This window comes from Rhodanobacter sp. FW104-R8 (genome assembly GCF_001617365.1).
Classification (GTDB): domain Bacteria; phylum Pseudomonadota; class Gammaproteobacteria; order Xanthomonadales; family Rhodanobacteraceae; genus Rhodanobacter.
This window is the reverse complement of sequence record NZ_LVJR01000119.1, coordinates 22,515-46,944: the sequence shown is the minus strand read 5'-3', so window position 1 is coordinate 46,944 and position 24,430 is coordinate 22,515. Positions and strand designations below refer to the sequence as shown.

General features: G+C 67.8%; 20 protein-coding genes and 1 riboswitch. Of the genes, 7 read left to right on the top strand and 13 right to left on the bottom strand.

All coding sequences use genetic code 11. The features are described 5' to 3' along the window. Positions 1-40: 40 nt before the first annotated feature. The 3 genes from RHOFW104R8_RS15635 to RHOFW104R8_RS15625 form a co-directional block, all read right to left on the bottom strand. Positions 41-652, bottom strand: a complete 612-nt coding sequence (locus tag RHOFW104R8_RS15635) for a hypothetical protein (protein ID WP_068095202.1) — start codon at positions 650-652, stop codon at positions 41-43. A gap of 188 nt (positions 653-840) precedes the next feature. Next, positions 841-1,665: an NADPH-dependent 7-cyano-7-deazaguanine reductase QueF gene (gene queF / locus RHOFW104R8_RS15630; RefSeq protein WP_068095200.1), complete on the bottom strand. Its 825-nt coding sequence runs from the start codon at positions 1,663-1,665 to the stop codon at positions 841-843. Positions 1,666-1,785: 120 nt separating this feature from the next. Beyond that, complete coding sequence (locus RHOFW104R8_RS15625) at positions 1,786-2,778, bottom strand: aldo/keto reductase (RefSeq protein ID WP_068095198.1); 993 nt, start codon at positions 2,776-2,778, stop codon at positions 1,786-1,788. A gap of 104 nt (positions 2,779-2,882) precedes the next feature. On the opposite strand from RHOFW104R8_RS15625, the gene RHOFW104R8_RS15620 reads away from it, so the two are divergent. After that, the gene (locus tag RHOFW104R8_RS15620) at positions 2,883-3,782 is read left to right on the top strand and encodes a LysR family transcriptional regulator (RefSeq protein ID WP_068095196.1); all 900 of its coding nucleotides are present in this window, start codon (positions 2,883-2,885) and stop codon (positions 3,780-3,782) included. Between the two features lie 9 nt (positions 3,783-3,791). On the opposite strand, the gene RHOFW104R8_RS15615 is transcribed toward RHOFW104R8_RS15620, so the two are convergent. Together RHOFW104R8_RS15615 and RHOFW104R8_RS15610 are read right to left on the bottom strand one after the other, a co-directional pair. Beyond that, positions 3,792-4,544 (bottom strand): glutathione S-transferase family protein, encoded by a 753-nt coding sequence (locus RHOFW104R8_RS15615; protein ID WP_068095194.1) that lies wholly within the window; start codon positions 4,542-4,544, stop codon positions 3,792-3,794. A gap of 77 nt (positions 4,545-4,621) precedes the next feature. Beyond that, positions 4,622-5,014 (bottom strand): acyl-CoA thioesterase, encoded by a 393-nt coding sequence (locus tag RHOFW104R8_RS15610; protein ID WP_153021720.1) that lies wholly within the window; start codon positions 5,012-5,014, stop codon positions 4,622-4,624. A gap of 193 nt (positions 5,015-5,207) precedes the next feature. Here RHOFW104R8_RS15610 and RHOFW104R8_RS15605 point away from each other — a divergent pair, with 193 nt between their 5' ends. Then, positions 5,208-7,544: a S9 family peptidase gene (locus RHOFW104R8_RS15605; protein ID WP_068095192.1), complete on the top strand. Its 2,337-nt coding sequence runs from the start codon at positions 5,208-5,210 to the stop codon at positions 7,542-7,544. 264 nt (positions 7,545-7,808) lie between these two features. On the opposite strand, the gene RHOFW104R8_RS15600 is transcribed toward RHOFW104R8_RS15605, so the two are convergent. The 3 genes from RHOFW104R8_RS15600 to RHOFW104R8_RS15590 all read right to left on the bottom strand — a co-directional run bounded on the left by RHOFW104R8_RS15600 (position 7,809) and on the right by RHOFW104R8_RS15590 (position 11,187). Next, positions 7,809-9,644 (bottom strand): M56 family metallopeptidase, encoded by a 1,836-nt coding sequence (locus tag RHOFW104R8_RS15600; protein WP_068095190.1) that lies wholly within the window; start codon positions 9,642-9,644, stop codon positions 7,809-7,811. 1 nt (position 9,645) lies between these two features. Next, on the bottom strand, positions 9,646-10,032 hold the full coding sequence (locus tag RHOFW104R8_RS15595) for a BlaI/MecI/CopY family transcriptional regulator (protein ID WP_068095188.1): 387 nt from the start codon (positions 10,030-10,032) through the stop codon (positions 9,646-9,648). Between the two features lie 129 nt (positions 10,033-10,161). Further along, a complete protein-coding gene (locus RHOFW104R8_RS15590; RefSeq protein WP_068095208.1) occupies positions 10,162-11,187 on the bottom strand; it encodes a ribonucleotide-diphosphate reductase subunit beta in 1,026 nt (341 codons plus the stop codon). A gap of 202 nt (positions 11,188-11,389) precedes the next feature. Here RHOFW104R8_RS15590 and RHOFW104R8_RS15585 point away from each other — a divergent pair, with 202 nt between their 5' ends. After that, positions 11,390-11,686 carry a GIY-YIG nuclease family protein gene (locus tag RHOFW104R8_RS15585; RefSeq protein WP_068095206.1) on the top strand — a complete coding sequence of 99 codons (297 nt, stop codon included), beginning with the start codon at positions 11,390-11,392 and terminating at the stop codon, positions 11,684-11,686. 54 nt (positions 11,687-11,740) lie between these two features. Here the strand turns inward: RHOFW104R8_RS15585 and RHOFW104R8_RS15580 are convergent, their stop codons facing one another. Next, the gene (locus RHOFW104R8_RS15580) at positions 11,741-14,194 is read right to left on the bottom strand and encodes a ribonucleoside-diphosphate reductase subunit alpha (RefSeq protein WP_068095186.1); all 2,454 of its coding nucleotides are present in this window, start codon (positions 14,192-14,194) and stop codon (positions 11,741-11,743) included. A 153-nt stretch (positions 14,195-14,347) separates the two neighbouring features. Next, positions 14,348-14,559, bottom strand: a riboswitch (cobalamin riboswitch). 89 nt (positions 14,560-14,648) lie between these two features. After that, positions 14,649-14,987, bottom strand: coding sequence for a P-II family nitrogen regulator (gene glnK, locus RHOFW104R8_RS15575; protein ID WP_068095184.1), 339 nt, complete (start codon positions 14,985-14,987; stop codon positions 14,649-14,651). Between the two features lie 180 nt (positions 14,988-15,167). On the opposite strand from glnK, the gene RHOFW104R8_RS15570 reads away from it, so the two are divergent. From RHOFW104R8_RS15570 to RHOFW104R8_RS15560, 3 genes are all read left to right on the top strand, one after another. Beyond that, positions 15,168-15,428 carry an accessory factor UbiK family protein gene (locus tag RHOFW104R8_RS15570; protein ID WP_068095204.1) on the top strand — a complete coding sequence of 87 codons (261 nt, stop codon included), beginning with the start codon at positions 15,168-15,170 and terminating at the stop codon, positions 15,426-15,428. Between the two features lie 147 nt (positions 15,429-15,575). Continuing rightward, the gene (locus RHOFW104R8_RS15565; protein ID WP_082823664.1) at positions 15,576-17,069 is read left to right on the top strand and encodes a YifB family Mg chelatase-like AAA ATPase; all 1,494 of its coding nucleotides are present in this window, start codon (positions 15,576-15,578) and stop codon (positions 17,067-17,069) included. A gap of 157 nt (positions 17,070-17,226) precedes the next feature. After that, a complete protein-coding gene (locus tag RHOFW104R8_RS15560; RefSeq protein ID WP_068095180.1) occupies positions 17,227-19,014 on the top strand; it encodes a sodium:proton antiporter in 1,788 nt (595 codons plus the stop codon). Positions 19,015-19,090: 76 nt separating this feature from the next. Here RHOFW104R8_RS15560 and aceA read toward each other — a convergent pair whose 3' ends face one another. Together aceA and aceB are read right to left on the bottom strand one after the other, a co-directional pair. Beyond that, the gene (aceA, locus tag RHOFW104R8_RS15555; RefSeq protein ID WP_068098848.1) at positions 19,091-20,380 is read right to left on the bottom strand and encodes an isocitrate lyase; all 1,290 of its coding nucleotides are present in this window, start codon (positions 20,378-20,380) and stop codon (positions 19,091-19,093) included. A 114-nt stretch (positions 20,381-20,494) separates the two neighbouring features. Continuing rightward, positions 20,495-22,090 (bottom strand): malate synthase A, encoded by a 1,596-nt coding sequence (gene aceB / locus RHOFW104R8_RS15550; protein WP_068092717.1) that lies wholly within the window; start codon positions 22,088-22,090, stop codon positions 20,495-20,497. A gap of 123 nt (positions 22,091-22,213) precedes the next feature. Here aceB and RHOFW104R8_RS15545 point away from each other — a divergent pair, with 123 nt between their 5' ends. Further along, a complete protein-coding gene (locus tag RHOFW104R8_RS15545) occupies positions 22,214-23,248 on the top strand; it encodes a LysR family transcriptional regulator (protein ID WP_068092720.1) in 1,035 nt (344 codons plus the stop codon). A gap of 65 nt (positions 23,249-23,313) precedes the next feature. On the opposite strand, the gene RHOFW104R8_RS15540 is transcribed toward RHOFW104R8_RS15545, so the two are convergent. After that, positions 23,314-24,312: a polysaccharide deacetylase family protein gene (locus tag RHOFW104R8_RS15540; protein ID WP_068092724.1), complete on the bottom strand. Its 999-nt coding sequence runs from the start codon at positions 24,310-24,312 to the stop codon at positions 23,314-23,316. Positions 24,313-24,430 lie beyond the last annotated feature (118 nt).

The window sequence follows — 24,430 nt, the reverse complement described above, 5'->3', positions numbered from 1 at the left end:
GCAACGCAGAATCGAGGTTCGGGACCGGGCCTTTACGGCCTTAACTCAACTGTCCGCGAAAACGGGGTAGAACCCTCCTGATCTCGAAGTCCTGCTTCGCCACGGGTTTGCCGTCGAGCGAGATCTCGACGCGGTACTTGCCTTCGGGCCACAGGTCGGGGTTCTGCACCTTGAACGTGGTGATGGCGGGGCCGTCGGTGGCGATCGACTGGCTGATGCTGCTGACCAGCTGGCCCTGGCCTTCCAGGTAGCTCCATTTCGCGTTGAGCGTGGCGCCGCCGGTGCTGCCTTCGGTGGTGACGCTGGCGTAGATGGTCCTGTCGCTGGCGGCGAAACGGTTGCCGGGGCGGGTTACCTTGTACTCGGCGTTCACCGCGCTGCCCAGGGTCAGTTTGGCCACGGTGAGCGGCGCGGGCGGCGGCGTTGCCGCGATGCTGGGCGCCATGCTACCGGCATGGGTGGCCGTGGCGGTGGCTACGGGTTGCGCGGCGGTGGCGGCCGGGGCAGGAGCCGGTGCGGGAGCGGCGGCCGTGTGGGCCGGGGCGGGTGCGTTGGCCGGCGGCGCCGCCGGTTCGTTCTTGCCGCAGGCACTGAGCAGCAGGGCGGCGAGGGTGGCGCTCAACAGCGCGGTATTGTGCATGGGACGTGTCATGGGAACTCCTGGCTCGGTCGCAGGCGGATGCCCGTCCGTGGCGACTGCCGCAGCGCCGTCCGGCGCGTTGGTCAGGCCACCGAGGCTAGCGCCGCCGATCTGAAGCGGCGATTACCGAGGGGCGTTCAGTGTGCTGAACTTTCACGCGCCGGCGACGCGCGGCGCGCAATGAGTCGATGCTTCCAGCGCTACTGGCGTACCGTGCGTGGATTGCCGGGCGTGGCCGGCGTGCTGCTGCGGAACGGGTTGATGTCCAGCCCGCCGCGGCGGGTGTAGCGCGCATACACGCTGAGCTGCCGCGGCGCGCAGCGCTGCGTCAGGTCGACGAAGATGCGTTCCACGCACTGTTCGTGGAATTCGTTGTGGGTGCGGAACGAGACCAGGTAGCGCAGCAGGCCGGCATGGTCGATCGGCGCGCCGCGGTAGGCGACCTGCACGCTGCCCCAGTCGGGCTGGCCGGTGACCGGGCAGTTCGAGCGCAGCAGGTGCGAGACCAGGGTTTCCGCCACCGGCGTCGCGCTGGTGGCGGCCTGCAGGAAATCGGCCTGTGGCGGGCCGTAGTGGTCGATCGCGATGTCCTGCGCGTCGAGCAGGAGGCCGCCCAGGTCGACGACGGGAAGCGCGTCGGCGCGCGCGTCGCGCAATTGCACGCCGACCACCGCACCGGCCGCCGCGGACAGGTCGTGCAGCAGGGTGGCAGCCAGCGTGGCGGGGTCGGCGATGCGCTCCTGCGCGAAGCCGTTGAGGTACAGCTTGAACGACTTCGATTCGATGATGTGCGGCGACGCCGCCGGCACGCGGAACTCGGCCATCGCCACCTGCGGCTTGCCGCGCAGGTCGAGCCACGACAGCTCGTAGGCGTTCCAGATGTCCACGCCATGGAACGGCAACGTCTCGGCGATGCCGATCTCCGCGCGTTTGTCCGCACGCGGGATCGGAAACAGCAGGCTCGGATCGTAGCGGTCGGCGTAGACGGTGTCCTTGCCGAGCGGGGAGTGTTCGGGGGTGCTCATGCCGCGCAGTTTAGCTGCCTTGCTTCTCGCCCTGCGAGGCACTGGCGGGAAAGATCGAGAGCGAACCCTTCACCTGAGTCGCCCGGCCCTCTCCTGCAGTGCAGGAGAGGGAGCACGGCGTTACACGTTGACCATGTGCATGCCCGAGCTGACGTAGCGGTCGCCGGCGGCGGCGTCCGGCGGGAACACCGCGTCGATCGCCGCGATTTCGGCCGCGCTGAGCTGCACATCGAGCGCGCCGAGGTTTTCGTCCAGCCGCGAGCGTTTCCTGGTGCCCGGGATCGCCAGCACGTCGTCGCCCTGCGCCAGCACCCAGGCCAGCGCCAGCTGCGCGGGCGAGCAGCCCTTGTCGGCGGCCAGCGCTTTCACCTGTTCGACCAGCTGCAGGTTGCGGGCGAAGTTGTCGCCCATGAAGCGCGGGCTGGTGCGGCGGTAGTCGTCGGCGTCGAAGTCGTCCGGCGAGCGGATCGCGCCGGTGAGGAAGCCGCGGCCCAGCGGCGAATAGGCGACCAGGCTGACGCCGAGCTTGCGGCAGGCGGCGAGCATGCCATTCGTTTGCGGGTCGCGCGTCCACAGCGAGAACTCGCTTTGCAACGCGGCGATCGGGTGCACCTTGCACGCACGTTCCAGCGTGGCGCCGGAAGCCTCGCTCAGGCCGAGATAGCGCACCTTGCCGGCGGCAACCAGTTCGGCCATCGCGCCGACGGTCTCCTCGATCGGCACGCCCGGGTCGACGCGATGCTGGTAGTACAGGTCGATCGTGTCGATGCCGAGCCGCTGCAGGCTGGCGTCGCAGGCCGCGCGCACGTAGTCCGGGCGGCCGTTGACGCGGCGCGCCTGCGGGTCGTCCGGGTCGCGCACGATGCCGAACTTGGTGGCGACGAAGGCCTGCTTGCGGCGGCCCTTGATCGCCTTGCCCACCAGCGCCTCGTTGGTGTGCGGGCCGTACATGTCGGCGGTGTCGAGCAGGTTGAGGCCGCGATCCAGCGCGTGGTGGATGGTGGCGATCGATTCGGCGTCGTCGTGCTGGCCGTAGAACGCGCTCATGCCCATGCAGCCGAGGCCGAGGGCGGAGACGGTCGGACCGTTATGGCCGAGAGTGCGGGTCTGCATGGTGGTCGTTCCGGTGGGTGAAGGTGGGTGCATGGTGCGCCGCGACGGTAAGCGGATAAATGCTCAATAATGGCCATCACCATTTCAAAACAAGCAACAATGCCATGGACCGACTCGAAGCCATGCGGCTGTATACGCGGATCATCGAGCTGGGCAGCTTCACCGCCGCCGCGGACGACCTGAACCTGCCGCGCGCCACCGTCACCCATGCGATCAAGCGGTTGGAGGCGCAGCTGGGCGCGCAGCTGCTGCAGCGGACTACCCGCCGCGTGCATGCCACCCGCGACGGCGAGACCTACTACGGCCATTGCCTGCGCCTGCTGGCCGACGTGGACGAGGTCGAGACGGATTTCCGCGAGGCGCGGGTGCAGCCGAAGGGCCGCCTGCGCATCGACCTGCCGGCGACGCTGGCACGCCTGCTGGTGATTCCCGCGCTGCGCGATTTCTTCGCGCGCTACCCGCAGATCCAGCTGGACATCGGTACCGGCGACCGTTTCGTCGACCTGGTGCGCGAGGGCGTGGATTGCGTGCTGCGCATCGGCGAGCTGGGCGATTCGGACATGGTCGGGCGCCGCGTGGCGATGCTGGAGCAGGTCACCGTGGCCAGCGCCGCCTACGTGCGCCGGCATGGCTTGCCTGATGCGCTGGTCGCGCTGCAGGACGGCCACCTGGCGGTGAACTGGGTTTCGCCGACCACCCACCGGGCCGAGCCGCTGGAGTTCATGGTCGGCCGCAAGCGGCGCGAAGTCGTGCTGCCGGGCTGCGTCAGCGTGAGCGGCGTGGATGCCTACCTCGGCTGTTGCGAAGCCGGCCTGGGCATCGCGCAGATGCCGCGTTACCGCATCGTCGATGCGCTGAAGAGCGGCCGGATGCGCGAGATCCTGCCGGCGCACCCGCCGCCGTCGTTGCCGATGACCATCCTGTATCCGCAGCAGCGGCAGATGCCGGCGCGGCTGCGGGTGTTCGTCGACTGGCTGGTGGAGCTGACGACGGGTCAGCGTTGAGGCGGATGCCTACGACGCGCGCGGCGGGCCGGGCCGTGGCGCGCTGGTGCCGAGGGTGTCGCTGGTCAGCGGGGCGCCGGCGGTGATCAGGGCGCCGCGCTGCTCGGCCAGCGGCAGCCGCAGCATGCAGTCCTCGTAGCGGGCCAGTTTCTGGAACACCGGCAGCGCCTGCACCTGCGCCACCAGCGCGGCCGCCAGCGGCCAGCGTTCGGCGTCGATCGCGTAGCGCACGAACGAGGCGGTGCGGAAGAAGCTGGCGATGCTGATGTCGGCGAGCGAGAGCGCGCCGAACACGAAGCCGTCGTCCGGCAGCTGCTTTTCCAGGTAGTCGAGCGCGGCGGGGATGTCCACCTCGCGCGCATGCTGCACCACCGCCTCGTCGGGAGCCTCGCCGAAGATGTGGCGCTTGATCGCCAGCTGGTTGAACAGCCGCCAGATCAACCCGTCGGCCAGCCGCGTGTCGGCGTATTCCTCCAGCCAGCGGGCACGGGCGCGATCGGCGATGTCGCGCGGGTAGATCGAGGGCGTGGGGTGCCGATCCTCCAGGTACTGGCAGATCACCGAGGAGTCGTTGAGCGCCAGCTCGCCGTCGAGCAGCACCGGGATGCGGCGCAGCGGGCTCAGCCGGGTGAACTCGTCGTTGCCGACGAACGGCGCGATCGGGTCGACTTCGTATTCCAGCCCCTTCAGCTCCAGGCACACCAGTACCTTGCGCACATAGGGCGAAATGTAATTGCCGATGACTCTGAGACGCTGCGGCATGAGGCGGCTCCGGGAACACGGTGGCCGCAGCGTGCGATGGCCGGTACGCACCCGTCAAGCGGGGCCGGCGTAGAGGGTCAGCCGGCGGCGTCCGGCAGTGCCGGGATGGCCGTGGGCGAGCCGTTGGAGTCCAGCGCGATCATCACGAAGCGGCCGGTGGTGCAGATGCGGCGGTCGCCGCTCAGCGGGTCCTCGGCGGTCATCTCCACCTCGACGTGCATCGAGCTGCGGCCGACCCTGACCACCCGTGCCACCAGCTCCACCAACTGGCCGGTGCGGACCGGCACGCGGAAGTTCACCTCCTCCGAACGGGCAGTGACCACGGTGCGCCGTGCGTAGCGCGAGGCCACGATGAAGGCGGCCTTGTCCATCCACGCCAGCGCCTGGCCGCCGAACAGCGTGCCGAGGTGGTTGGTGTGGTCGGGGAAAACCATTTCCAGCAGGCGGGCTTCGATCGGGGCAGGGGTCATCGGGATCGCTTCGGTAGGGGCGGGTGCGGGTGGTGTGCCGCCCATGCGGTAGCGCATTCCGCGGCATGAGCGAAACAATCGGGACCAATGGCAGGGGTGCCATCGGTCATGCTCACGTTAGCATCGGCCGTTCGGGTGCATCCGGGCCAGGGTCGGCAACCGCAGAAATCCGCTTTCGCAAGGGGAACGCAACATGGGTTTGAAGATCGGCAGTTCGCGCGTGCTTGGCGCGCTGGTCATGGGAACACTGTCCGCCGGCGTCGCCGCGCAGGGCCGCACGCTGAGCGCGGACGACTACGCGCGGGCGGAGCGCTTCATGGGCTACAACACGGCGCCGCTGGTCGATCACGCGGTGCAGAAGGTCGAGTGGCTGGACGACGGCCATTTCTGGTACGTCGACCACGACGCCGGCGGCGATCACTTCGTGCGGATGGACGCGGCCGGCGGCAAGGCTGCGCCGCTGTTCGACCACGCGAAGCTGGCCGCCGCGCTGGGCAAGGCCGGCGGCAAGCCGGTCGACGCGAAGAAGTTGCCGGTGACCGGCTACGAGGCACGGCCCGATGGCCGCATCGATGTCGCCGTGCGCGGCAAGCACTACGTGTGCGACCTGGCTGCCGCCGAGGCGAGCTGCGTCGACCGCGCCTCGCTGGTAAAGACCGGCAAGGAGCCGGGTATGCTGTCGCCGGACAAGAAGAGCGAGGCGTTCATCCGCGACTGGAACCTGTGGCTGCGCGACGTCGCCAGCGGCAAGGAGACCCGGCTCACCACTGGCGGCGTGGAGAACTTCGGCTACGCCACCGACAACGCCGGCTGGAAGCACACCGACAAGGCCATCGTGGAGTGGTCGCCGGATTCGAAGAAGATCGCCACCTTCCAGCAGGACCAGCGCAAGACCGGCGAGATGTACCTGGTCGGCACCAACGTCGGCCATCCGACGCTGGAGAAATGGAAGTACCCGCTGGTCGGCGACAAGGACGTGACGATGATCGAGCGCGTCATCGTCGACGTCGCCGCGAAGAAGGTGCTGCGCCTGCAGATGCCGCCGGACCAGCATCGTTCCACCCTGTGCGACGACGTCAGCTGCGGCCCCGACGGCGGCTGGGACGACGTGAAGTGGGCGGCCGACGGCAAGACCCTGGCCTTCGTCTCCACCTCGCGCGACCACAAGCACGAGTGGTTCCGCATCGCCGACACGCGCACCGGCAAGGTGCGCACCGTGTTCGAGGAAGTGGTGCCGACGTACTACGAAAGCGGCAACGGCGCGGTCAACTGGCGCTACCTGCCCGAGACCAACGAGGCGATCTGGTTCAGCGAGCGCAGCAACTGGGGCAAGCTGTACCTGTACGACCTGGAGACCGGCAAGCTCAAGCACGCGATCACCACCGGCGAAGGCAACGTCACCGAGGTGCTGAAGGTCGATCCGAAGACGCGCACCGTGTGGTTCCGCGGCGTCGGCCGCACTGCCGGCGTGAACCCGTACTACCAGCAGTTCTTCAAGGTCAGCCTGGGCGGCGGCAAGCCGGTGTTGCTGACGCCGGAAGCGGCCGACCACACCGTCACGCTGTCGCCGGACGGTAAGTCCTTCGTCGATGCGTACTCCACCCCGACCACGCCGCCGGTCACCGTGCTGCGCAGTTCCGACGACGGCCGCGACCTGGCGAGCGTGGCCACCGCCGACATCTCGCGCCTGAAGGCCGCCGGCTGGGTGCCGCCGGTCCCGTTCACGGTGAAAGGGCGCGACGGCAAGACCGACCTGTACGGCATGATGTTCAAGCCGACGAACTTCGATCCGTCGAAGAAGTACCCGATCATCGACTACATCTACCCGGGCCCGCAGACCGGCTCGGTGCGCGGCCGCAGTTTCTCGTCCGCGCGCGGCGACCACCAGTCCGTGGCCGAGCTGGGCTTCATCGTGGTGGCGCTCGACGGCATGGGCACGCCGTGGCGCTCCAAGGCGTTCCACGACGCCTACTTCGAGCACGTCGAGGACAACACCCTGCCTGACCAGGTGCTCGGCCTGAAGGAACTCGGCAAGCAGTATCCGTGGATCGACCTCGACCGCGTGGGCATCTGGGGCCACTCCGGCGGCGGCAACGCCACCGCGGCCGCGATGTTCCACTACCCGGACTTCTTCAAGGTCGGCTGGGCCGAAAGCGGCAATCACGACAACCGCAACTACGAAGACGACTGGGCCGAGAAGTGGCAGGGCCTGCTGGTGACCGACAAGGACGGCAAGACCAACTACGACGCCCAGGCCAACCAGAGCTTCGCGAAGAACCTCAAGGGTCGCCTGATGCTGGTGCACGGCACCATGGACGACAACGTGCCGCCCTACCAGACCCTGCTGGTGGCCGACGCGCTGATCAAGGCGAACAAGGATTTCGACCTGCTGCTGATCCCGAACGTCCACCACGGCTACGCCGAGGCCACCCCGTACGCCACCCGCCGGCGCTGGGATTACTTCGTGCAGTACCTCGCCGGCAACACGCCGCCGCACGAGTACCAGCTGAAGGCGTGGCCCTGGCGCTGAGTGACTGTGCGTGTGCGGGAGATGCCGGCGCTCTTGTTCCTCCCCTTGGCATAAGGGAGAGGGAGCAGAAGTAACACACCCGGTTCCTCCCCCTGCGCAGCAGGGGGAGGTCAGGAAGGGGTGGCTTTTGACTTGCGACGAAGAGCGCCCCCTCACCTGAAGGACTCCCTGCGGTCGCCCGGCCCTCCCCCCTTCGAGCAGGGGAGGGAGCAAGACTACAAGAGCGGCGACGCGTTCGCTCTCGTAAAGTTCAGAGGGAGGCGCTCAGCGCAGGCTCGTCGGCTTCGCGACACCCTTGGCGATCGCTTCGTCGAGCAGCTTCCTGATCTGCTGGCTGGCCTGGCTGGTGGCCTGTTGCTGGCGTTTGCCCAGTGCTTCCTGTTGCGCGCCAAGCGCTTCCTGCTGCTTGCCGATCTCGGTCTGCTGCCGACCCAGTTCTTCTTGTTGTTGACTGAGCTTTTCCTGCTGCCGATTGAGTTCCTGCTCGCTGACTTCCAGCTTGGCGCGGTTCGCCTGCATTTCAGCGGTGTGGTCGCGCTGGCCGGATTGCGCGGCGAGCATGGCTTGCTGGTTGGCCAGCATGGCGCGCTGGCCGGCGAGCTGCCCTTGCTGGGCGCCTAACATGCCTTGTTGTGCGCCCAAGGCTCCCTGTTTGCCGCCGAGCGCACCTTGCTTGCCGCCCAGCTCGCCTTGCTGCCTGGCCAGGGCGTCGACCGGCGCGTAGGCGGCCTTGGCGCGTTGCACGTAGGCAGGGTCGTCGATCAGCCAGGCCTTGTCGCCACGGCGAAACCACAGCATGGACTTGCCGTTCCGCTGCAGGCGCTTCGCGGCGGCGAGATCGGCATCGCTGCCGTTGACGATGGCCGCATCGCCATCGAACAACGCGAAGCCTTCGCTGGCGTCGGTATGGATGGCGACGTTGGCGTAGTGGACCCGCAGGCCGTTGGCATCGTGCGGCGGGGTAGGTGGCAGCGGTGGCGCCGGTGGTGCCGGTGGCAAGGCGGGAACGGTGGGCGGCGGCACTGCCGGAGGAGCCGGCGGGGGCGGCAACAGGCTCGCCTGGGTGGAGGCAGGCGTGGCCTGGGTGTTGTCCGCGCCGGCCGCCGTCACGCGATAGGGCAGCACGCCGACGAGGGCGATCACTGCGACGAGCAGCCAGCCGCGGATGCGCGACGGCGGCTGGTTCACGGTTTGCTGCAGCATGGTCAGTCGCCTCTTCAGGTTGTGGAAGGACGGGGAAGCACCGGCGAGGCCTGCGTGCATCGGCTGCGCCACGCCGAGGCGCAGCAGCAGGCGGCCGTACTCCTGCGGCGCGGCGCGGTCGTGCCGCAATACCTGCGCATCGCAGGCCGATTCGCGGTTGAGCGCGTACTCGCGCATGGCCCAGCGCACCAGCGGGTGGAAGCAGAACAGGCACTGCGCAAGCGCCGGCACCCAGGCCAGCCACAGGTCGCCGCGGCGCAGGTGGGCCAGCTCGTGCGCGATCGCCATCGCCGCCTCGTCGGCGCTGAGCGCGTGGCCGGCAGGCAGCAGTACGGTGGGCCGCCACAGGCCGGTCACCTGGGGCGAGACGATGGCGCCCGAGACGCGCAGGCGAGGGCAACGGCGCAAGCCAAGTTGTCGCGCCTGGCGCGCGCACAGCGCCTGCAGCGAGGCATCGCGCAAGGGTCGTGATTCGCGCAGCACGCTGCGTGCCTGCCGCCATTGGCGCAGCGCGACCAACCCCTGCAACAGCAAGACGGCCAACCACGACAGGGCGATGCCGGTGCGCCAGGACAGCGCATGTGTCGGTGGCGAAGCGAGCGACGGCAGCGCAACGTCGCCAGCCGCCGCGGCGAAGAACGTCATGGGCGGCGTGACCGGCGCGGTCGCTTCAAATGGTGTGGGCGAGAGCAGCGGAAGTTCCAGCGGTGCGTGCCACAGCAGGCCTAGCAACAGCTGCGCGCCGACCAGCCACCACAGCATGCAGCGCATCGCCGCCGACAGGCGCGGCCACAGGCAGCCAAGCAGATAGACGATGCCGATCAGCAGGGAGGCCTGGATGGACGTCCACAGCAGCCGGGTGAGCAAGGTGTCGGCGAAATGGCCGAGTGCGTCCATTTCACGACTCCTTGCGCCGGGATTGCAACTGCGCCACCAGCGCCTCCAGTTCGGCCAACTCGGTGTCGGAGACTTCAGCGCGTTCCGACATCCACGCCACGAACGGCGATACCGAACCGCTCAGCGTCTTCTCGACGAAGCTGCCCACGGCGCTGCGCATCACTTCGCCCGGACCGGTGGCGGTGCTGTAGCGGAACATGCCCTTGAGCTGCCGGCGCTTGAGATAGCCCTTGCCGCGCAGGCGTTCCATCATGGTCAGCACGGTGGAGCGGGCCAGCCCGCGCGGCTCGCCGAAGCTCGCGGCCACCTCGCCTACCGAGGCGGAGCCGCACTCGTCGATGTGATGCAGCAGCGCCAGTTCCTGGTCGCCGATGGTGGGTTTGCGCATGGCCCGGTGGCTCGGTTGACTACAGTTGTAGGCAAGCTACGCCATGCTTACAGATGTAGTCAAGTGCCTCGCGGCATACGTTCTCCCGAATCCCGGCTCTCAACAGACGAACGTCTGGTCATCCCGGCCCTAGAACGCCATGTCGAACGCCACCTCGCCCTGCACGCCGACCTGGTAGGCCGAGACGCGGCGTTCGAAGAAGTTGGCGAGTTCCTGCACGTCCTGCAGGTCCATGAAGTCGAACGGATTCTTCGCGCCATATTTTTTCGGCAGATCGAGCTGGGCCAGGCGCTGGTCGGCGCAATACTCGAGGTATTGGCGCATCTGCTGCACCGACATGCCGGCCACGCCACCGGAAAGCACGTCCTCGGCGAACTGGGTCTCGCAGGCGATCGCGTCCTCGATCATCTCCTCGACCTGTGCGCGCATCGCCTCGTCGAACAATTCCGGCTCCTGCGCGCGCACGGTGCGCACCACCTCGAACGCGAACGCCATGTGCCCGCTCTCGTCGCGGAACACCCAGTTGGTGCCGGCGGCCAGCCCATGCAGCAGCCCGCGCGAGCGCAGGTAGTAGACGTAGGCGAATGCGGCGTAGAAGAACAATCCTTCGATGCAGGCGGCGAAACAGATCAGGTTGAGCAGGAACTGGCGGCGGTGCTCGCGCGTCTCCAGCCGGCGCAGGTCCTGGATCGAGTCGATCCACTTGAAGCAGAACGCGCCCTTCTGGCGGATCGACGGGATCGTCTCGATCGCCGCGAACGCGCCGTTGCGCTCGGCCGGGTCGGGGATATAGGTGTCCAGCAGGGTGAGGTAGAACTGCACGTGCAGCGCTTCTTCGTACAGCTGGCGCGACAGGTACATGCGCGCTTCCGGCGCGTTGATGTGCTGGTACAGGTTCAGCACCAGGTTGTTCGACACGATGGTGTCGCCGGTGGCGAAGAACGCCACCAGCCGACGGATCAGGTGCCGGTCGGCGGCGGACATCTTCGTGTCGAGGTCGCGCGTATCCATCGAGAAATCCACCTCCTCGACGGTCCAGGTGTTCTTGATCGCGTTGCGGTACATCTCGTAGAAGCCGGGGTAGCGCATCGGGCGCAGCGTGAGCTCGAAGCCGGGATCGAGGATGTGGGCGTTGCGGGTGGGTTGGGCGGACATATGGGGTTCCTTGTGTGGGTTCGCAGCCAGCGAGGCGCGGGTGTTTTTGACCGTCATCCCAGCGAAAGCTGGGATCCAGCGACTTCGGCTTTCACCGCGATGTCATGTAAGCAAAAGGCTCTGGATCCCAGCTTTCGCTGGGATGACGGACGTTTTATGGGTAAGTTTCTTGGCGCTTGAATGGAGTGAACGGATCCGCCGTATGCAAGAACGAAATCCCTGTGTTTATTTCCTCGCCAGTCAGCGCAACGGCACGCTGTACGTCGGTGTCACCTCCAACCTGCCTGCACGCATCTGGCAGCACCGGAACAACGTGGTCGCTGGTTTTACCCAGCGTCATCACGTGCATGGCCTCGTCTGGTTCGAGGTGCATGACACGATGGAATCCGCGATTGCCAGTGAGAAGGCGATCAAGGCGTGGAAGCGGACGTGGAAGGTCAAGCTCATCGAGAAGTCCAATCCGTATTGGCGGGATTTGTATGCGGAGATTTGTGACTGAGCCGTCCGTCCGCTCAGCGTCATCCCAGCTTTCGCTGGGATGGCGAGCGTGGGGTTACTGGCAAGCCTCGCAGTACTCGGGATTTTCCAATGAGCAGAACACCGCGGCATTCGCCTGCGCCTGGTCGGACACCGCCGACACCGTGGTCTTGGCGATCTTCGTCGCCGGCCGCGAGCGCAGGTAATACGTGGTCTTGATGCCGGCCTTCCATGCGTACATGTACATCGAGCTGAGCTGGCCGATGTTCGGGTTCTCCATGAACAGGTTCAGCGACTGGCTCTGGTCGATCCAGGCGCCACGGGAAGCGGCCAGGTCGATCAGCGATTTCTGCGGCAGCTCCCACACGGTGCGGTAGATCGCACGCAGCCGTTCGGGAATCGCGGCGATGCCCTGGATCGAACCTTCCGCCAGCTTGATCGCGTCGCGTATTTCGGACGTCCACAAGCCCAGCGTCTTCAGCTCATCGGCAAGATGGCGATTCACCTGCAGGAAATCGCCGGACAGCGTCTCGCGCTTGAACAGGTTCGATACCTGCGGCTCGATGCATTCGTAGCAGCCGGCGATCGAGGCGATCGTGGCGGTGGGCGCGATGGCGATCAGCAGCGAATTGCGCAGGCCGTGCTGCTTGACGCGTTCTCGCAAGGCGTTCCAGCGCGCGACGTCGTGCGGCGTGGCGTTCGGCCAATGGTCGAATTGCAGCTCGCCGTTGGCGGCGCGGCTTTCGGCAAAGCCCGGATGCGCACCTTCGGCTTCTGCCAGCTCGGCCGATTGCGACAACGCGTGAAAATAGATTTCCTCGGCGATGCGGCTGGACAGCGCCAGCGCCTCGGCCGAGTCGAACGGCAGGCGCAGCTTGAAGAACACGTCCTGCAGGCCCATCACACCCAGCCCGACCGGACGCCACTTCATGTTCGCGGTGCGCGCGGTCTCGATCGGGTAATAGTTGAGGTCGATCACCCGGTTGAGCTGGCGCACCGCGGTGCGCACGGTGGCGGCGAGCTGCTCGAAGTCGAAAGCGCCGTTGGCCACGTGCCGCGCCAGGTTCACCGAACCAAGGTTGCACACGGCGGTTTCCGTCGCCGAGCTCACTTCCAGGATCTCGGTGCACAGGTTGGACAGATGGATGACGTTCTCCGCCTGCGCCGTCTGGTTGCTGGTGGCGTTGCAGCGGTCCTTGAACGTCATCCAGCCGTTGCCGGTCTGCGCCAGCGTGCGCATCATGCGTGCGTACAGCTCGCGTGCCTTCACCGCTTTCACGGCAAGGCCGTTCGCTTCTGCCTCGCGATAGGCGCGATCGAACGTTTCGCCCCAGCTGTCGACCAGGTGCGGCACGAGCTTCGGATCGAACAGCGACCAGTCGCCGTCGTTCTCGACTCGGCGCATGAATTCGTCGGGGATCCAGTTCGCGATGTTGAGGTTGTGCGCGCGACGCGCGTCGTCGCCGGTGTTGTCGCGCAGTTCGAGGAAATCCTCGATGTCGGCGTGCCACGATTCCAGATACACGCAGGCGGCGCCCTTGCGCTTGCCGCCCTGGTTCACCGCGGCGACCGAGGCGTCCAGCGTCTTCAGCCACGGCACTAGGCCGTTGGAATGGCCGTTGGTGCCGCGGATCAGCGAGCCGCGCGAACGCACCCGCGAATACGCCAGGCCGATGCCCCCGGCGAATTTGCTGAGCTTGGCCACGTCGGCGTACTTGTCGTAGATCGACTCCAGCGAATCGAGCGGCGAGTCGAGCAGGTAGCACGAACTGAGCTGCTCGTGCGCGGTGCCGGCGTTGAACAGGGTGGGCGAGCTGGCCAGGTATTCCAGCGAGGAGAGCAGCCGGTACAGTTCCAGCGTCTCGCCGATCTCGTTGCCACCCAGCGCGCAGGCGATGCGCATGAAGAAGTGCTGCGGCGTCTCGATCACCAGCCGCCGCTGCGGATGGCGCAGCAGGTAGCGGTCGTACACCGTGCGCAGACCGAAGTATTCGAAGCGGCGGGTGGCCAGCGGGTCGATCGCGTCGTTGAGCTTGCGTGCATTGGCAGCCACGAAATCGCGCAGGCGATCGTTGAGAATGCCAAGTTCCGCGCCGCGTGCGATCGACTGCGAGAAGCTCTGGATTTCCTGGCCGCTGACTTCCTTGTCGATGTACGCACCGAGCAGGCGCGCGGCGAGCTGGCCGTATTCCGGCTCCTCCGCGGTCAGCGCGGCGGCGGTGCGGATCGACAGCTGATCCAGCTCTTGGGTGGTGGCGCCGTCGTACAGGCCGCCGATGGTCTTCAGCGCCACGCGCAGCGGGTCGACACCGTGCAGACCTTCGCTGCTGCGGGTCACGGCGCGCACGATCTTGTTGACGTCGACGGTTTCCTGGTTGCCGTTGCGCTTGGTCACGCGCATCTGGGACGGGTTGTGCGGTGGGGTCAGCGTGAAAGTGGTTTCAGGCGAGGACGGTACGGCCGCTTCAGCGGCGGGCGAGTCGGCGCGCGCGACGGTGCGCTCGCGCCCAACGGTATCGAGGGGTTGCATGGCTGGTGGCTCCGGCATGGACATCAAACGCCTGCTCCCGCGCGCAGGGCCTGATAGTGATGGATGCCGGGGGCAGCGCGCGAGCCGGGCGCCCTGTGGCGTCCGGCTCCACGACGCGCTTCCCCGCGGAAGCCGTCACTACGCACCGGGACACGTTCGTCCCGGTGTGCCGGCAGGTCTTCGGACTTGCGGACATGGATCTGGCGATCCGCCTACTTGTCCTCGCTTCCCGGCCACCGAGGGCCAGTGCATGTGGGGACGTTCGTTTCCGCTCTACCGCTGCGGGGCAGTTCCGGAGTTACACCGGATTCCCTCAAGCCCGCCAGTTAAATATCTGGTCGGGCACCGACGCACACAACATATCGGGTGGCCCGGGCAGGGTCAACCCAACAACTTGTGTATAAGTCGGTATGCAGGACGCTTGCGGCGAGGGCCGGTGCGGGCTGCCGCGAAATTACAGGGCGTCGTGATCCAGCTCGCCGGTGCGGATGCGGATCACCTGTTCCAGGGCGCTCACGAAGATCTTGCCGTCGCCGATCTTGCCGGTGCGGGCGGAGGTCTGGATCGCCTCGATCACGCGATCGAGCTGGTCGTCGGCCACCGCCACCTCCAGCTTGATCTTGGGCAGGAAGTCGACCACGTACTCGGCGCCGCGATACAGCTCGGTATGGCCTTTCTGGCGGCCGAAACCCTTCACTTCGGTGACCGTGATGCCCTGCACGCCGACCTCGGCCAGCGCTTCGCGCACGTCGTCCAGCTTGAACGGCTTGATGATCGCCACGACCAGCTTCATGGTTTGTTCCTTAGCAGGGCATCGGATGGGTCGGGTTGGCATTCTGCCTGCCCGGTGGAGGGTTGTCGCCTGGAAACGGCTCGTGTAGGACAATCCCTACAACTTTTGATGGAGCATACCGATGGTGCCCGCGATTTCCATTCACCTAGTATTTACCTCGACGAGCTCGAGGCGCTATCCATGATGGATAGGCAGGATATCGACCAGATTGCCCTGCGACTTGTGTCGTTGGTACCGCCAGGGGTGGCACAGGCGCATCAGGATTTGCGAACCAACTTCCAAGATGTTCTGGCGCAGGGATTGCGCCGCCTCGATCTGGTCACCCGCGAAGAATTCGAAGTCCAGTCCCAGGTATTGGCGCGCACCCGCGCCAAGGTCGACGAATTGGAGCGACGCGTGGCCGAACTGGAGGCCGCGGTGGCTGCCCGCGCGGGTTCGTGACAACCATCTCCCGGGAGCCGCCTCCGATCCGTCACCCTCACCCCGAGAACGATCGGAGGCGGTTATTTATTCAGCGCTGCTGATGGAGCCGCCGATGTCCGTGCCTGTCAGCACCCTGTCCGCCACGCGCCACCGACCAGCGGTCGCATGAGTCTTGCCGTCACCCTGAGTCGGGCCCAGGAAGGGATCGCCGCACCGCAGGTGATGGTCGAGGTGCATCTTTCCGGCGGCTTGCCGAGCACCAGCATCGTGGGCCTGCCCGAGGCCGCGGTGCGCGAGGCGCGCGATCGCGTGCGCGTGGCGATCCAGAACACCGCATTCGAGTATCCGGGCCGTCGCGTCACGGTGAACCTGGCGCCGGCCGAGCTGCCCAAGGACGGCGGCCGCTTCGACCTGCCGATCGCGCTCGGCATCCTCGCCGCCAGCGGCCAGGTGCCGCGCGAGAAACTGGACGACTGCGAATTTCTCGGCGAGCTGGCCCTGACCGGCTCGCTGCGCGGCGTCTCCGGCGTGCTGCCGGCGCTGCTGCGCGCGCGCGCGCGCGGCCGCCGCGTGGTGGTGCCGCGCGCGAACGCCAACGAGGCGGCGCTGGTCTCCGACATGGATGTGCGGGTGGCCGACACGCTGGCCGAGGTATGCGGCTGGCTGCGCGGTGCGCACGAACTGTTGATGCCGGTGGGCATTCCCAGCGACGGCGGCGCCGATGGCGGTCCGGACCTGGCCGACGTGCGCGGCCAGCTGCAGGCGCGGCGCGCGCTGGAGATCACCGCGGTGGGCGGCCACCACCTGCTGCTGGTGGGGCCGCCCGGCACCGGCAAGACCATGCTGGCCGAGCGCCTGCCCGGCATCCTGCCGCCGCTGTCGGAGTCGGAGGCGCTGGAGACCTGCGCCGTGCTCTCGGTGGCCGGGCAGGTCACCGACCCGAAGCACTGGCGCCGGCGACCCTTTCGCGCGCCGCATCACACCGCCTCGGCGGTGGCGCTGGTCGGTGGCGGCTCGAGCCCGCGCCCGGGCGAGATCTCGCTGGCGCACAACGGCGTGCTGTTCCTGGACGAGCTGCCCGAGTTCAGCCGGCACGTGCTGGAGGTGCTGCGCGAGCCGATGGAGTCGGGCCACATCATGATCTCGCGGGCGGCGCGGCGGTCGATGTTTCCCGCGCAGTTCCAGCTGGTCGCGGCGATGAACCCCTGCCCGTGCGGCTATGCCGGCAACCCGCGCTGCCAGTGCACGCCGGACCAGATCCAGCGCTACCGCGCGCGCATCTCCGGGCCGCTGCTCGACCGCATCGACCTGTGCGTGGAAGTGCCGCCGGTGCCGCTGGCCGACTTGGGCACGCCGCGCGGCGAGCGCGACGAGGATTCCGCCACGGTGCGCGCGCGCGTGCTCAAGGCGCGGCATCAGTCGCTGATGCGCGCGGGGCGGCCGAATGCAGAGATCAGCACGCGCGAACTGGAGCGCGACTGCGCGCTGGGACCGGCCGAGCGACGTTGGTTCGAAGCCGCGCTGGAGCGGCTGGGTCTGTCCGCACGTGCCTACCATCGCGTATTGCGGGTGGCCCGCACCATCGCCGACCTCGATGGCGGCGCCGCGTTGCTGGAGCGCGAGCACCTGGCCGAGGCGCTGCAGTACCGCCGCTTCTGAAGGCAGGAATGAGTGGTGAGGAGTGAGAAGTGAGCAAGAGCAGATGCGTGCTCCCTCTCACTTCTCACTCCTCTCCACTCACTCCTTAAGCTTTTCGGGCGCTGGACGCGCGCGCCGTCGCGTGTTTCGATGACGGCCGATGTGTCCAAGGATTGCGATGACGATCGACCTGGGCCTCATGCTCGCCGGCATGCTGATGATCGGCTTCCTGGCGCAGTGGCTGGCATGGCGGGTGAAGCTGCCGGCGATCCTGTTCCTGCTGCTGGCGGGCATCGTGCTGGGCCCGGTCGGCGGCGTGCTCGATCCTGACAAGGTGCTCGGCAGGCTGTTGTTCCCGACCGTGTCGCTGGCGGTGGCGCTGATCCTGTTCGAGGGCAGCCTGACCCTGCGTTTCCACGAACTGCCGGGGATCGGCAAGGCGGTGCGCGGGCTGGTCAGCTACGGCGCGGTGGCTTCGTTGCTGCTGCTGGCGCTGGCCGCGCACCTCGTTGCCGGGCTGGCCTGGCCGATCGCGCTGCTGTTCGGCGCGCTGGCCTGCGTGACGGGACCGACGGTGATCGCGCCGATGCTGCGCACCCTGCGTCCGAACGCCCGCATCGCCAACACGCTGCGCTGGGAAGGCATCGTGATCGACCCGCTGGGCGCGCTGTTCGCGGTGCTGGTCTACGAGGCGATCGTGTCGCGCCAGGAGGGCCACACCATCGGCATCTTCGTGGCCACGATCGGCTGCGGGGCGGTGATCGGCGCGCTGTCCGCCTGGCTGATGGCGTTCTTCCTGCGTCGCCAGCTGATCCCCGAGTACCTGCAGAACTACGCCGTGCTGGCCGCGGTGCTGCTCGCCTTCAGCGTCTCCAACACGATTACCCACGAGTCGGGGCTGCTGGCGGTGACGATCATGGGCATCGCGCTGGGCAACCTGCGCGGCGTGCACATCGACGACATCCTCGACTTCAAGGAAAGCCTCACCACGGTGCTGGTGTCGCTGCTGTTCATCCTGCTGGCGGCGCGGCTGCACTGGCCGCTGCCGGACGGCATGCTCGGCGCGGGCATCGCCCTGTTCGTGATCGCGCAACTGGTGGTGCGTCCGCTGACCGTGGCGTTGTCGAGCCTGGGCAGCGGCCTCAACTGGCGCGAGCGAGCGCTGATCGGCTGGGTGGCGCCGCGCGGCATCGTGGCGGCGTCGGTGTCGGCGCTGTTCGCGCTGCGCCTGGACGCGCTCGGCGTGGCTGGCGCCGAGGCGCTGGTGCCGCTGGTGTTCACCCTGATCGTCGGCACGGTGATCCTGCAGAGCGCCACCGCGCGGCCGCTGGCGGTCTGGCTGAAGGTGGCCGAGCCGGAGCCGCGCGGCGTGCTGATCTTCGGTTCCGACCGGGTCGCTCGCGCGATCGGCAAGGCGCTGGACGAAGCCGGCTTCCGCGTGGTGCTGGCCGACGACGACTGGGACGGCATCCGGCTGGCGCGGATGGAGGGGCTCGCCACGTTCTTCGGCAACCCGGCCTCGCCGCATGCCGAGCGGCATCTCGACCTCACCGGCATCGGCCGGCTGCTGGCGGTATCGACGCACCGCGAACGCAACTCGCTGGCCTGCGTGCATTACCGGCAGGAGTTCGGGCGCGAGAAGGTGTATCGGCTGCGCAACCTCACGCCGCAGGAGAACACCGACCGCGCGGCGCTGGCCGACGGCCTGCTGGCGCCGCCGCTGTTCGACGAGGAGATGACCCACGGCCGCTTTGCCGAACTGCTGGCGCAGGGCTGGCGGATCAAGTCGACCCGGCTCAGCGCCACCTTCGACTGGCCGCATTTCATCGAGCAGTACGGCTCGGACACGGTGCTGATGTTCGGCGTGGAGGAGAAAGGCGCGTTGCGGGTGGCTTCGGCCAAGCGCGAGCTGGAGCCGAAGCCGGGCTGGACGGTGATCGCGCTGGTGCCGCCGACGGCGGCGTAGGAGCGCACCCTGTGCGCGATGCTCTTCGTCACGTGGCGAAAGAGCATCGCGCACAGGGTGCGCTCCTACGCGTGTCTTACGCCACCGCCTGCCGGAACTGCGCCTCCTCGGTCGAGCCCTTCAGCGCGGTGGTCGAGGACTGGCCCTGCTGAATCGCCTGGGTTACCTGGTCGAAGTAGCCCGTGCCCACCTCGCGCTGGTGCTTCACCGCGGTGAAGCCGCGTTCGGCGGCGGCGAATTCCTTTTCCTGCAGCTCGACGAAGGCGCTCATCTGGCGGCGCGCGTAGCCGTGCGCCAGGTCGAACATGCCGTAGTTGAGGCTGTGGAAGCCGGCCAGGGTGATGAACTGGAACTTGTAGCCCATCGCGCCCAGTTCCTTCTGGAAGTTGGCGATGGTGGCGTCGTCCAGGTTCTTCTTCCAGTTGAAGCTGGGCGAGCAGTTGTAGGCCAGCATCTTGCCGGGGAATTTCGCGTGGATCGCCTCGGCGAAGCGGCGTGCGTCGTCCAGGTTCGGCTTGCTGGTTTCGCACCAGATCAGGTCGGCGTACGGCGCATATGCGAGGCCGCGGCTGATCGCCTGGTCCAGGCCGGGCCTGACGCGGAAGAAGCCCTCGACGGTGCGCTCGCCGGTGATGAACGGCCGGTCGTTGGCGTCGATGTCGGAGGTGAGCAGGTCGGCGGCGTCGGCGTCGGTGCGCGCCACCAGCAGGGTCGGCACGCCGGCGACGTCGGCGGCCAGGCGCGCGGCGTTCAGCTTGTCGACCGCCTCGCGCGTGGGCACCAGCACCTTGCCGCCCATGTGGCCGCACTTCTTCACCGAGGCCAGCTGGTCCTCGAAGTGCACGCCGGCGGCGCCGGCCTCGATCATCGCCTTCATCAGCTCGAACGCGTTCAGCACGCCGCCGAAACCGGCCTCGGCGTCGGCCACGATCGGCACCAGCCAGTCGCAGTCGTCCTTGCCTTCGGCATGGTGCAGCTGGTCGGCGCGCAGCAGGGTGTTGTTGATCCGCTTGACCACCAGCGGCACCGAGTTGGCCGGGTACAGCGACTGGTCGGGGTACATCTCGCCGGCCACGTTGGCGTCGGCGGCGACCTGCCAGCCGCTCAGGTAGATCGCCTGCAGGCCGGCCTTGACCTGCTGCATCGCCTGGTTGCCGGTGAGCGCGCCCAGCGCATTGACGAAGTCCTCCTGGTGCAGCGACTTCCACAGCCGCTCGGCGCCGCGGCGGGCCAGCGAATGCTCGACCGCGACGGTGCCGCGCAGGCGGACCACGTCCTCGGCGGAGTAGTTGCGCTGCACGCCGGTCCAGCGCGGGTTGTTGTTCCAGTCCAGGGTGATCTGTTCGGCGGTGGGCAGGGTCTTCATGGCGTGGCTCCGGTGATGGTGTTGTTGCAGGAGCGCACCGTGTGCGCGAATGCTCTGGAGTTGGTCGTGCAAAAAGCATCGCGCACAGGGCGCGCTCCTACAGGTCGAGATCGGTCAGGCGAGTTGTTCGTAGGCGGGCAGGGTGAGGAAGTCGCCGAGCTGGTCGGCGTGGGTCATCGCGCTGAGCAAGGCGGCCGCGTCGTCGGCGCGGGCGGCGCCGGGGTGGCGGCTGTCGCGCAGGCGATGGGTGTGCGCGGCCACCGCGTGGTCGAACAGCGCGAAGTCGATCGGCGCGTGGTCGGGAAACTCGAGGTCACCGTGATGCAGCCACTGCCACAGCTGCGCGCGGGCGATCTCGGCGGTGGCGGCGTCCTCCATCAGGTGATGGATCGGCACGCAGCCGAGGCCGTCCAGCCAGGCCGCGGTGTAGCGCAGGCAGACCTCGACGTTGTTGTCGAAACCGGCGCGGGTGATCGTGCCGTTCGGTGCGGCGAGCAGCTGTTCGCGGCTCACCTGCACGTCCTCGCGCAGCACGCCGAGCTGGTTCGGCGCGGGCATGTATTCGTCGAACACCTGCTGCGCCACCGGCACCAGCGCGGGGTGCGCCACCCAGGTGCCGTCATGGCCGGCCCTGACCTCGCGCAGCTTGTCGGCGCGCACCTTGGCCAGCGCGGCTTCGTTCGCCGCGTCGTCGCCCTTGATCGGGATCTGCGCGGCCATGCCGCCCATCGCGAACGCGCCGCGGCGATGGCAGGTCTGGATCAGCAGCTCGGAATAGGCCTTGAGGAACGGCGCGGTCATCTGCACCTGGCCGCGCTCGGGCAGCAGGCGGTCGCGATGCCCGCGCAGGGTCTTCAGGTACGAGAAGATATAGTCCCAGCGGCCGCAGTTGAGGCCGACTGCGCGGCGGCGCAGGGCGTGCAGGATCTCGTGCATCTGGAATGCCGCCGGCAGCGTCTCGATCAGCACGGTGGCCTTCATCGTGCCGGGCGGCAGCTGCAGCTCGTCCTCGGCCGCCGCCATCACCGCGTCCCACAGTGCGGCCTCTTCCATCGCCTCGAGCTTCGGCAGGTAGAAGTACGGGCCGTGGTCGCGTGCATGCAGGGCTCGGGCGTTGTGGAAGACAAACAGGCCGAAGTCGACCAGCGCGCCGGCCACCGGTTCGCCGTCCACGCTGAAGAACCTGTCGTGCAGGTGCCAGCCGCGCGGACGCACCACCAGCACCGCTGGCTTGGCGTTGACGCGGTACTCCCGGCCCTCGGGCGAGGTGAACGCGATGGTGCCGTTCACCGCATCGCGCAGGTTGAGCTGGCCATCGAGCTGGTTGGTGAAGGTGGGTGAGGAGGAATCCTCGAAGTCGGCCATGAACACCTTCGCGCCGGAGTTCAACGCGTTGATGATCATCTTGCGTTCGACCGGGCCGGTGATCTCGACGCGACGGTCCTGCAGCGCGGCCGGGATCGGCGCCACGTGCCAGTCGGATGCGCGAATCGCCGCCGTGTCGGCGCGGAAGTCCGGCAGGCCGCCGGCGTCATAGCCCGCCTGGCGCTCGCGGCGGGCCTGCAGCAACTGCCGCCGGGTCGCCTCGAAGCGGCGGTGCAGCCGGGCCAGGAAGGCCAGCGCCGCAGGGGTCAGCACGCCTGCGTAACCGGCGGGGTCGGCGTGGATCTCGACGGCGCCGATGTCGAGTCGTTCCTGCGGTACTGCCATGGGTTCGCTCCGTGTCGTGGATGACTCGAAGCTAGGGCAGCCACCATGTATTTGACAAAGTGAATGTTTCAATTACTACTATGAGCAATGTAAATGTATCACTCAACCAACTGAAATCCTTCAATGAAGAAGCCAACCGGTGTCTCGGGCAAGTCAAAAAAAATACATCGCAGCGCAACAAAAAAGCGCGCCGGCGCTGAGCCGGCCGACGCCGGTCGCTTCTATTACAAGGGCAACCGCCACAAGCAGCTGCGCGCCTTCGTCAGCGTGGTGAAGCTGGGCACGCTGACCCGCGCCGCCGAGGCGCTGTACCTGTCGCAGCCCACGATCAGCCTGCAGTTGCAGGCGCTGGAACGGGAACTGGGGGTGAGCCTGCTCGAGCGCCGGCGCCGGCGCATCAACCTCACCGACGCGGGCGAGGCGCTGTACGAACTGGCGCGGCCGCTGGTCGAGGGCTGGGACACGCTGGACCGCGACTTCCAGGCCCGGGTGAAGGGCCTGCAGGCGGGCCGGCTGACCATCGCCGCCGGCACCTCGACCATCCAGTACCTGCTGCCCGCGCTGGTGCGCCGCTATCGCGAGCGCTTTCCCGCGGTGCAGCTGCAGCTGGCCAACGTCACCGGCAAGGACGGCCTGGCGCTGCTGCGCGCCGACGAGGCCGACTTCGCGGTCGGCTCGATGCTGGACGTGCCGAACGACATCGCCTGGGCACCGGTGCACCACTACGACCCGATGCTGATCTTGCCGCCGGACCACCCGCTGGCGGCGAAGGACAAGATCACGCTGGAGGACATCTCACCGTACGGCCTGATTCTGCCGCCGCAGCGGCTGTCCACCTACCGCCTGGTCGACCTGGTGTTCCAGCAGCGCCAGGTGCCGTACCACGTGGCGATTGAGGTGGGCGGCTGGGACGTGATCAAGGAATACGTGGCGATGGGCATGGGCATCTCCATCGTCACCGGCATCTGCATCACCGAGGCCGACCACGCGCGGCTGGCGGTGCGCAACATGAAGCAGTACTTCCCGCAGCGCAGCTACGGCGTGGTGATGCGCAAGGGCAAGTTCCTCAGCGCCGAGGCGCGCGCCTTCGTCGACCTGATCCGGCCCGGCCTGCTGACCCACCGCGACTACGACGAGCCGGGGCACTCGGGTCGCTGAGCAGCATCACGAGGCCATCGCATCGTGGCCGGCCGCCGTACCGCGCTGCCGCCTGCAAGCGGGTGCTACTCCGGGGGCACGCCGGCCAGGTCGGTCACCCATTTCGGCGAAGTCGGTTCGCCGCCGTAGAACTTCCATGACCTGCCTGCGGCGATCGCCCAGCGATGGATCCAGCTGGTGCCGAGCGCGCTGGTGAATTTGTCCGCGCGCCGATAGGCGGGGTCGCGCATGGCTTCGTCGAGGCCGACGAATCGGTAGCCGCGTGCGCGCAAGCCGGCGGCGAAATCGGGGTAGGTGTCGGCATTGAGCGCATTGGCATGCAGCAGCATCACCTGCGGCAACGCATAGCCAAGCAGCCTGATCGAGCGGTGCTCGAAGTAGTTCACCCTGCGCAGCAGGTAGGGCACGTATTGCGCGCGCAGCTTCGCCTGGGTGGCGGCATCGCCGCTGTTCAGCGCCTTGGCGTAGGCGGCGGCCCAGATCCAGTCGGAGTTGGTGACCGTGACCGGCGCGATGCGGTAACCGTGCGCGGCGAGAAAGACGCCCATCGCTGCCTTGTCTTCCAGCGTGCGCCCGGTGCGCAGGTAAGGGTGACGGAACCATTGCGGTTCACGGCCACGCCTGGCCAGCAGCGGGCGCAGCACACGGTCGCAGGCGAGGATGTCGCCCTCGTAGGCCTGTACGCCGACGGCGTGCAGGTCGGCATGGGTGGCGGTGTGGTTGCCCAGTTCCAGTCCGGCATCGAGCCAGGCGTCGAGCATCGCCGTGCGGTCCGGTTGCGGCTGGCCGCCGACCAGCAGACGCGCGGAGTTGACGAAACCGATGGCAGGCGTCCCCGCACCCTCGATGGCCTGCAGCAGGCGCACGGACTCGGCCGCGATGCGCGGCGGTACCGTACCCTGCGCGGGCAGCGGCGTGTTCGGATCGAGGCTGGCCCAGGGCAGGTCGTCGAAGGTGATCGCGATGCGCCGGTCATGGGATGCAGTGGCTGCCGGCGCCGCCATGGGTGCCGCCGGCAACAGGCACATGAGCGCGATGCAGGCAAGGTGCAGCAATCCCTTCATGTGCTTCCCCCGACGCGGTGCCGGATACGTGCTCGAGCCGGCCCATGCGCGGCAGTGGGGCTGCGCGCGAACCGGTGCGGCGACCCATGGCGGCAGCGCGATGGAAGGTTCCCGGAAG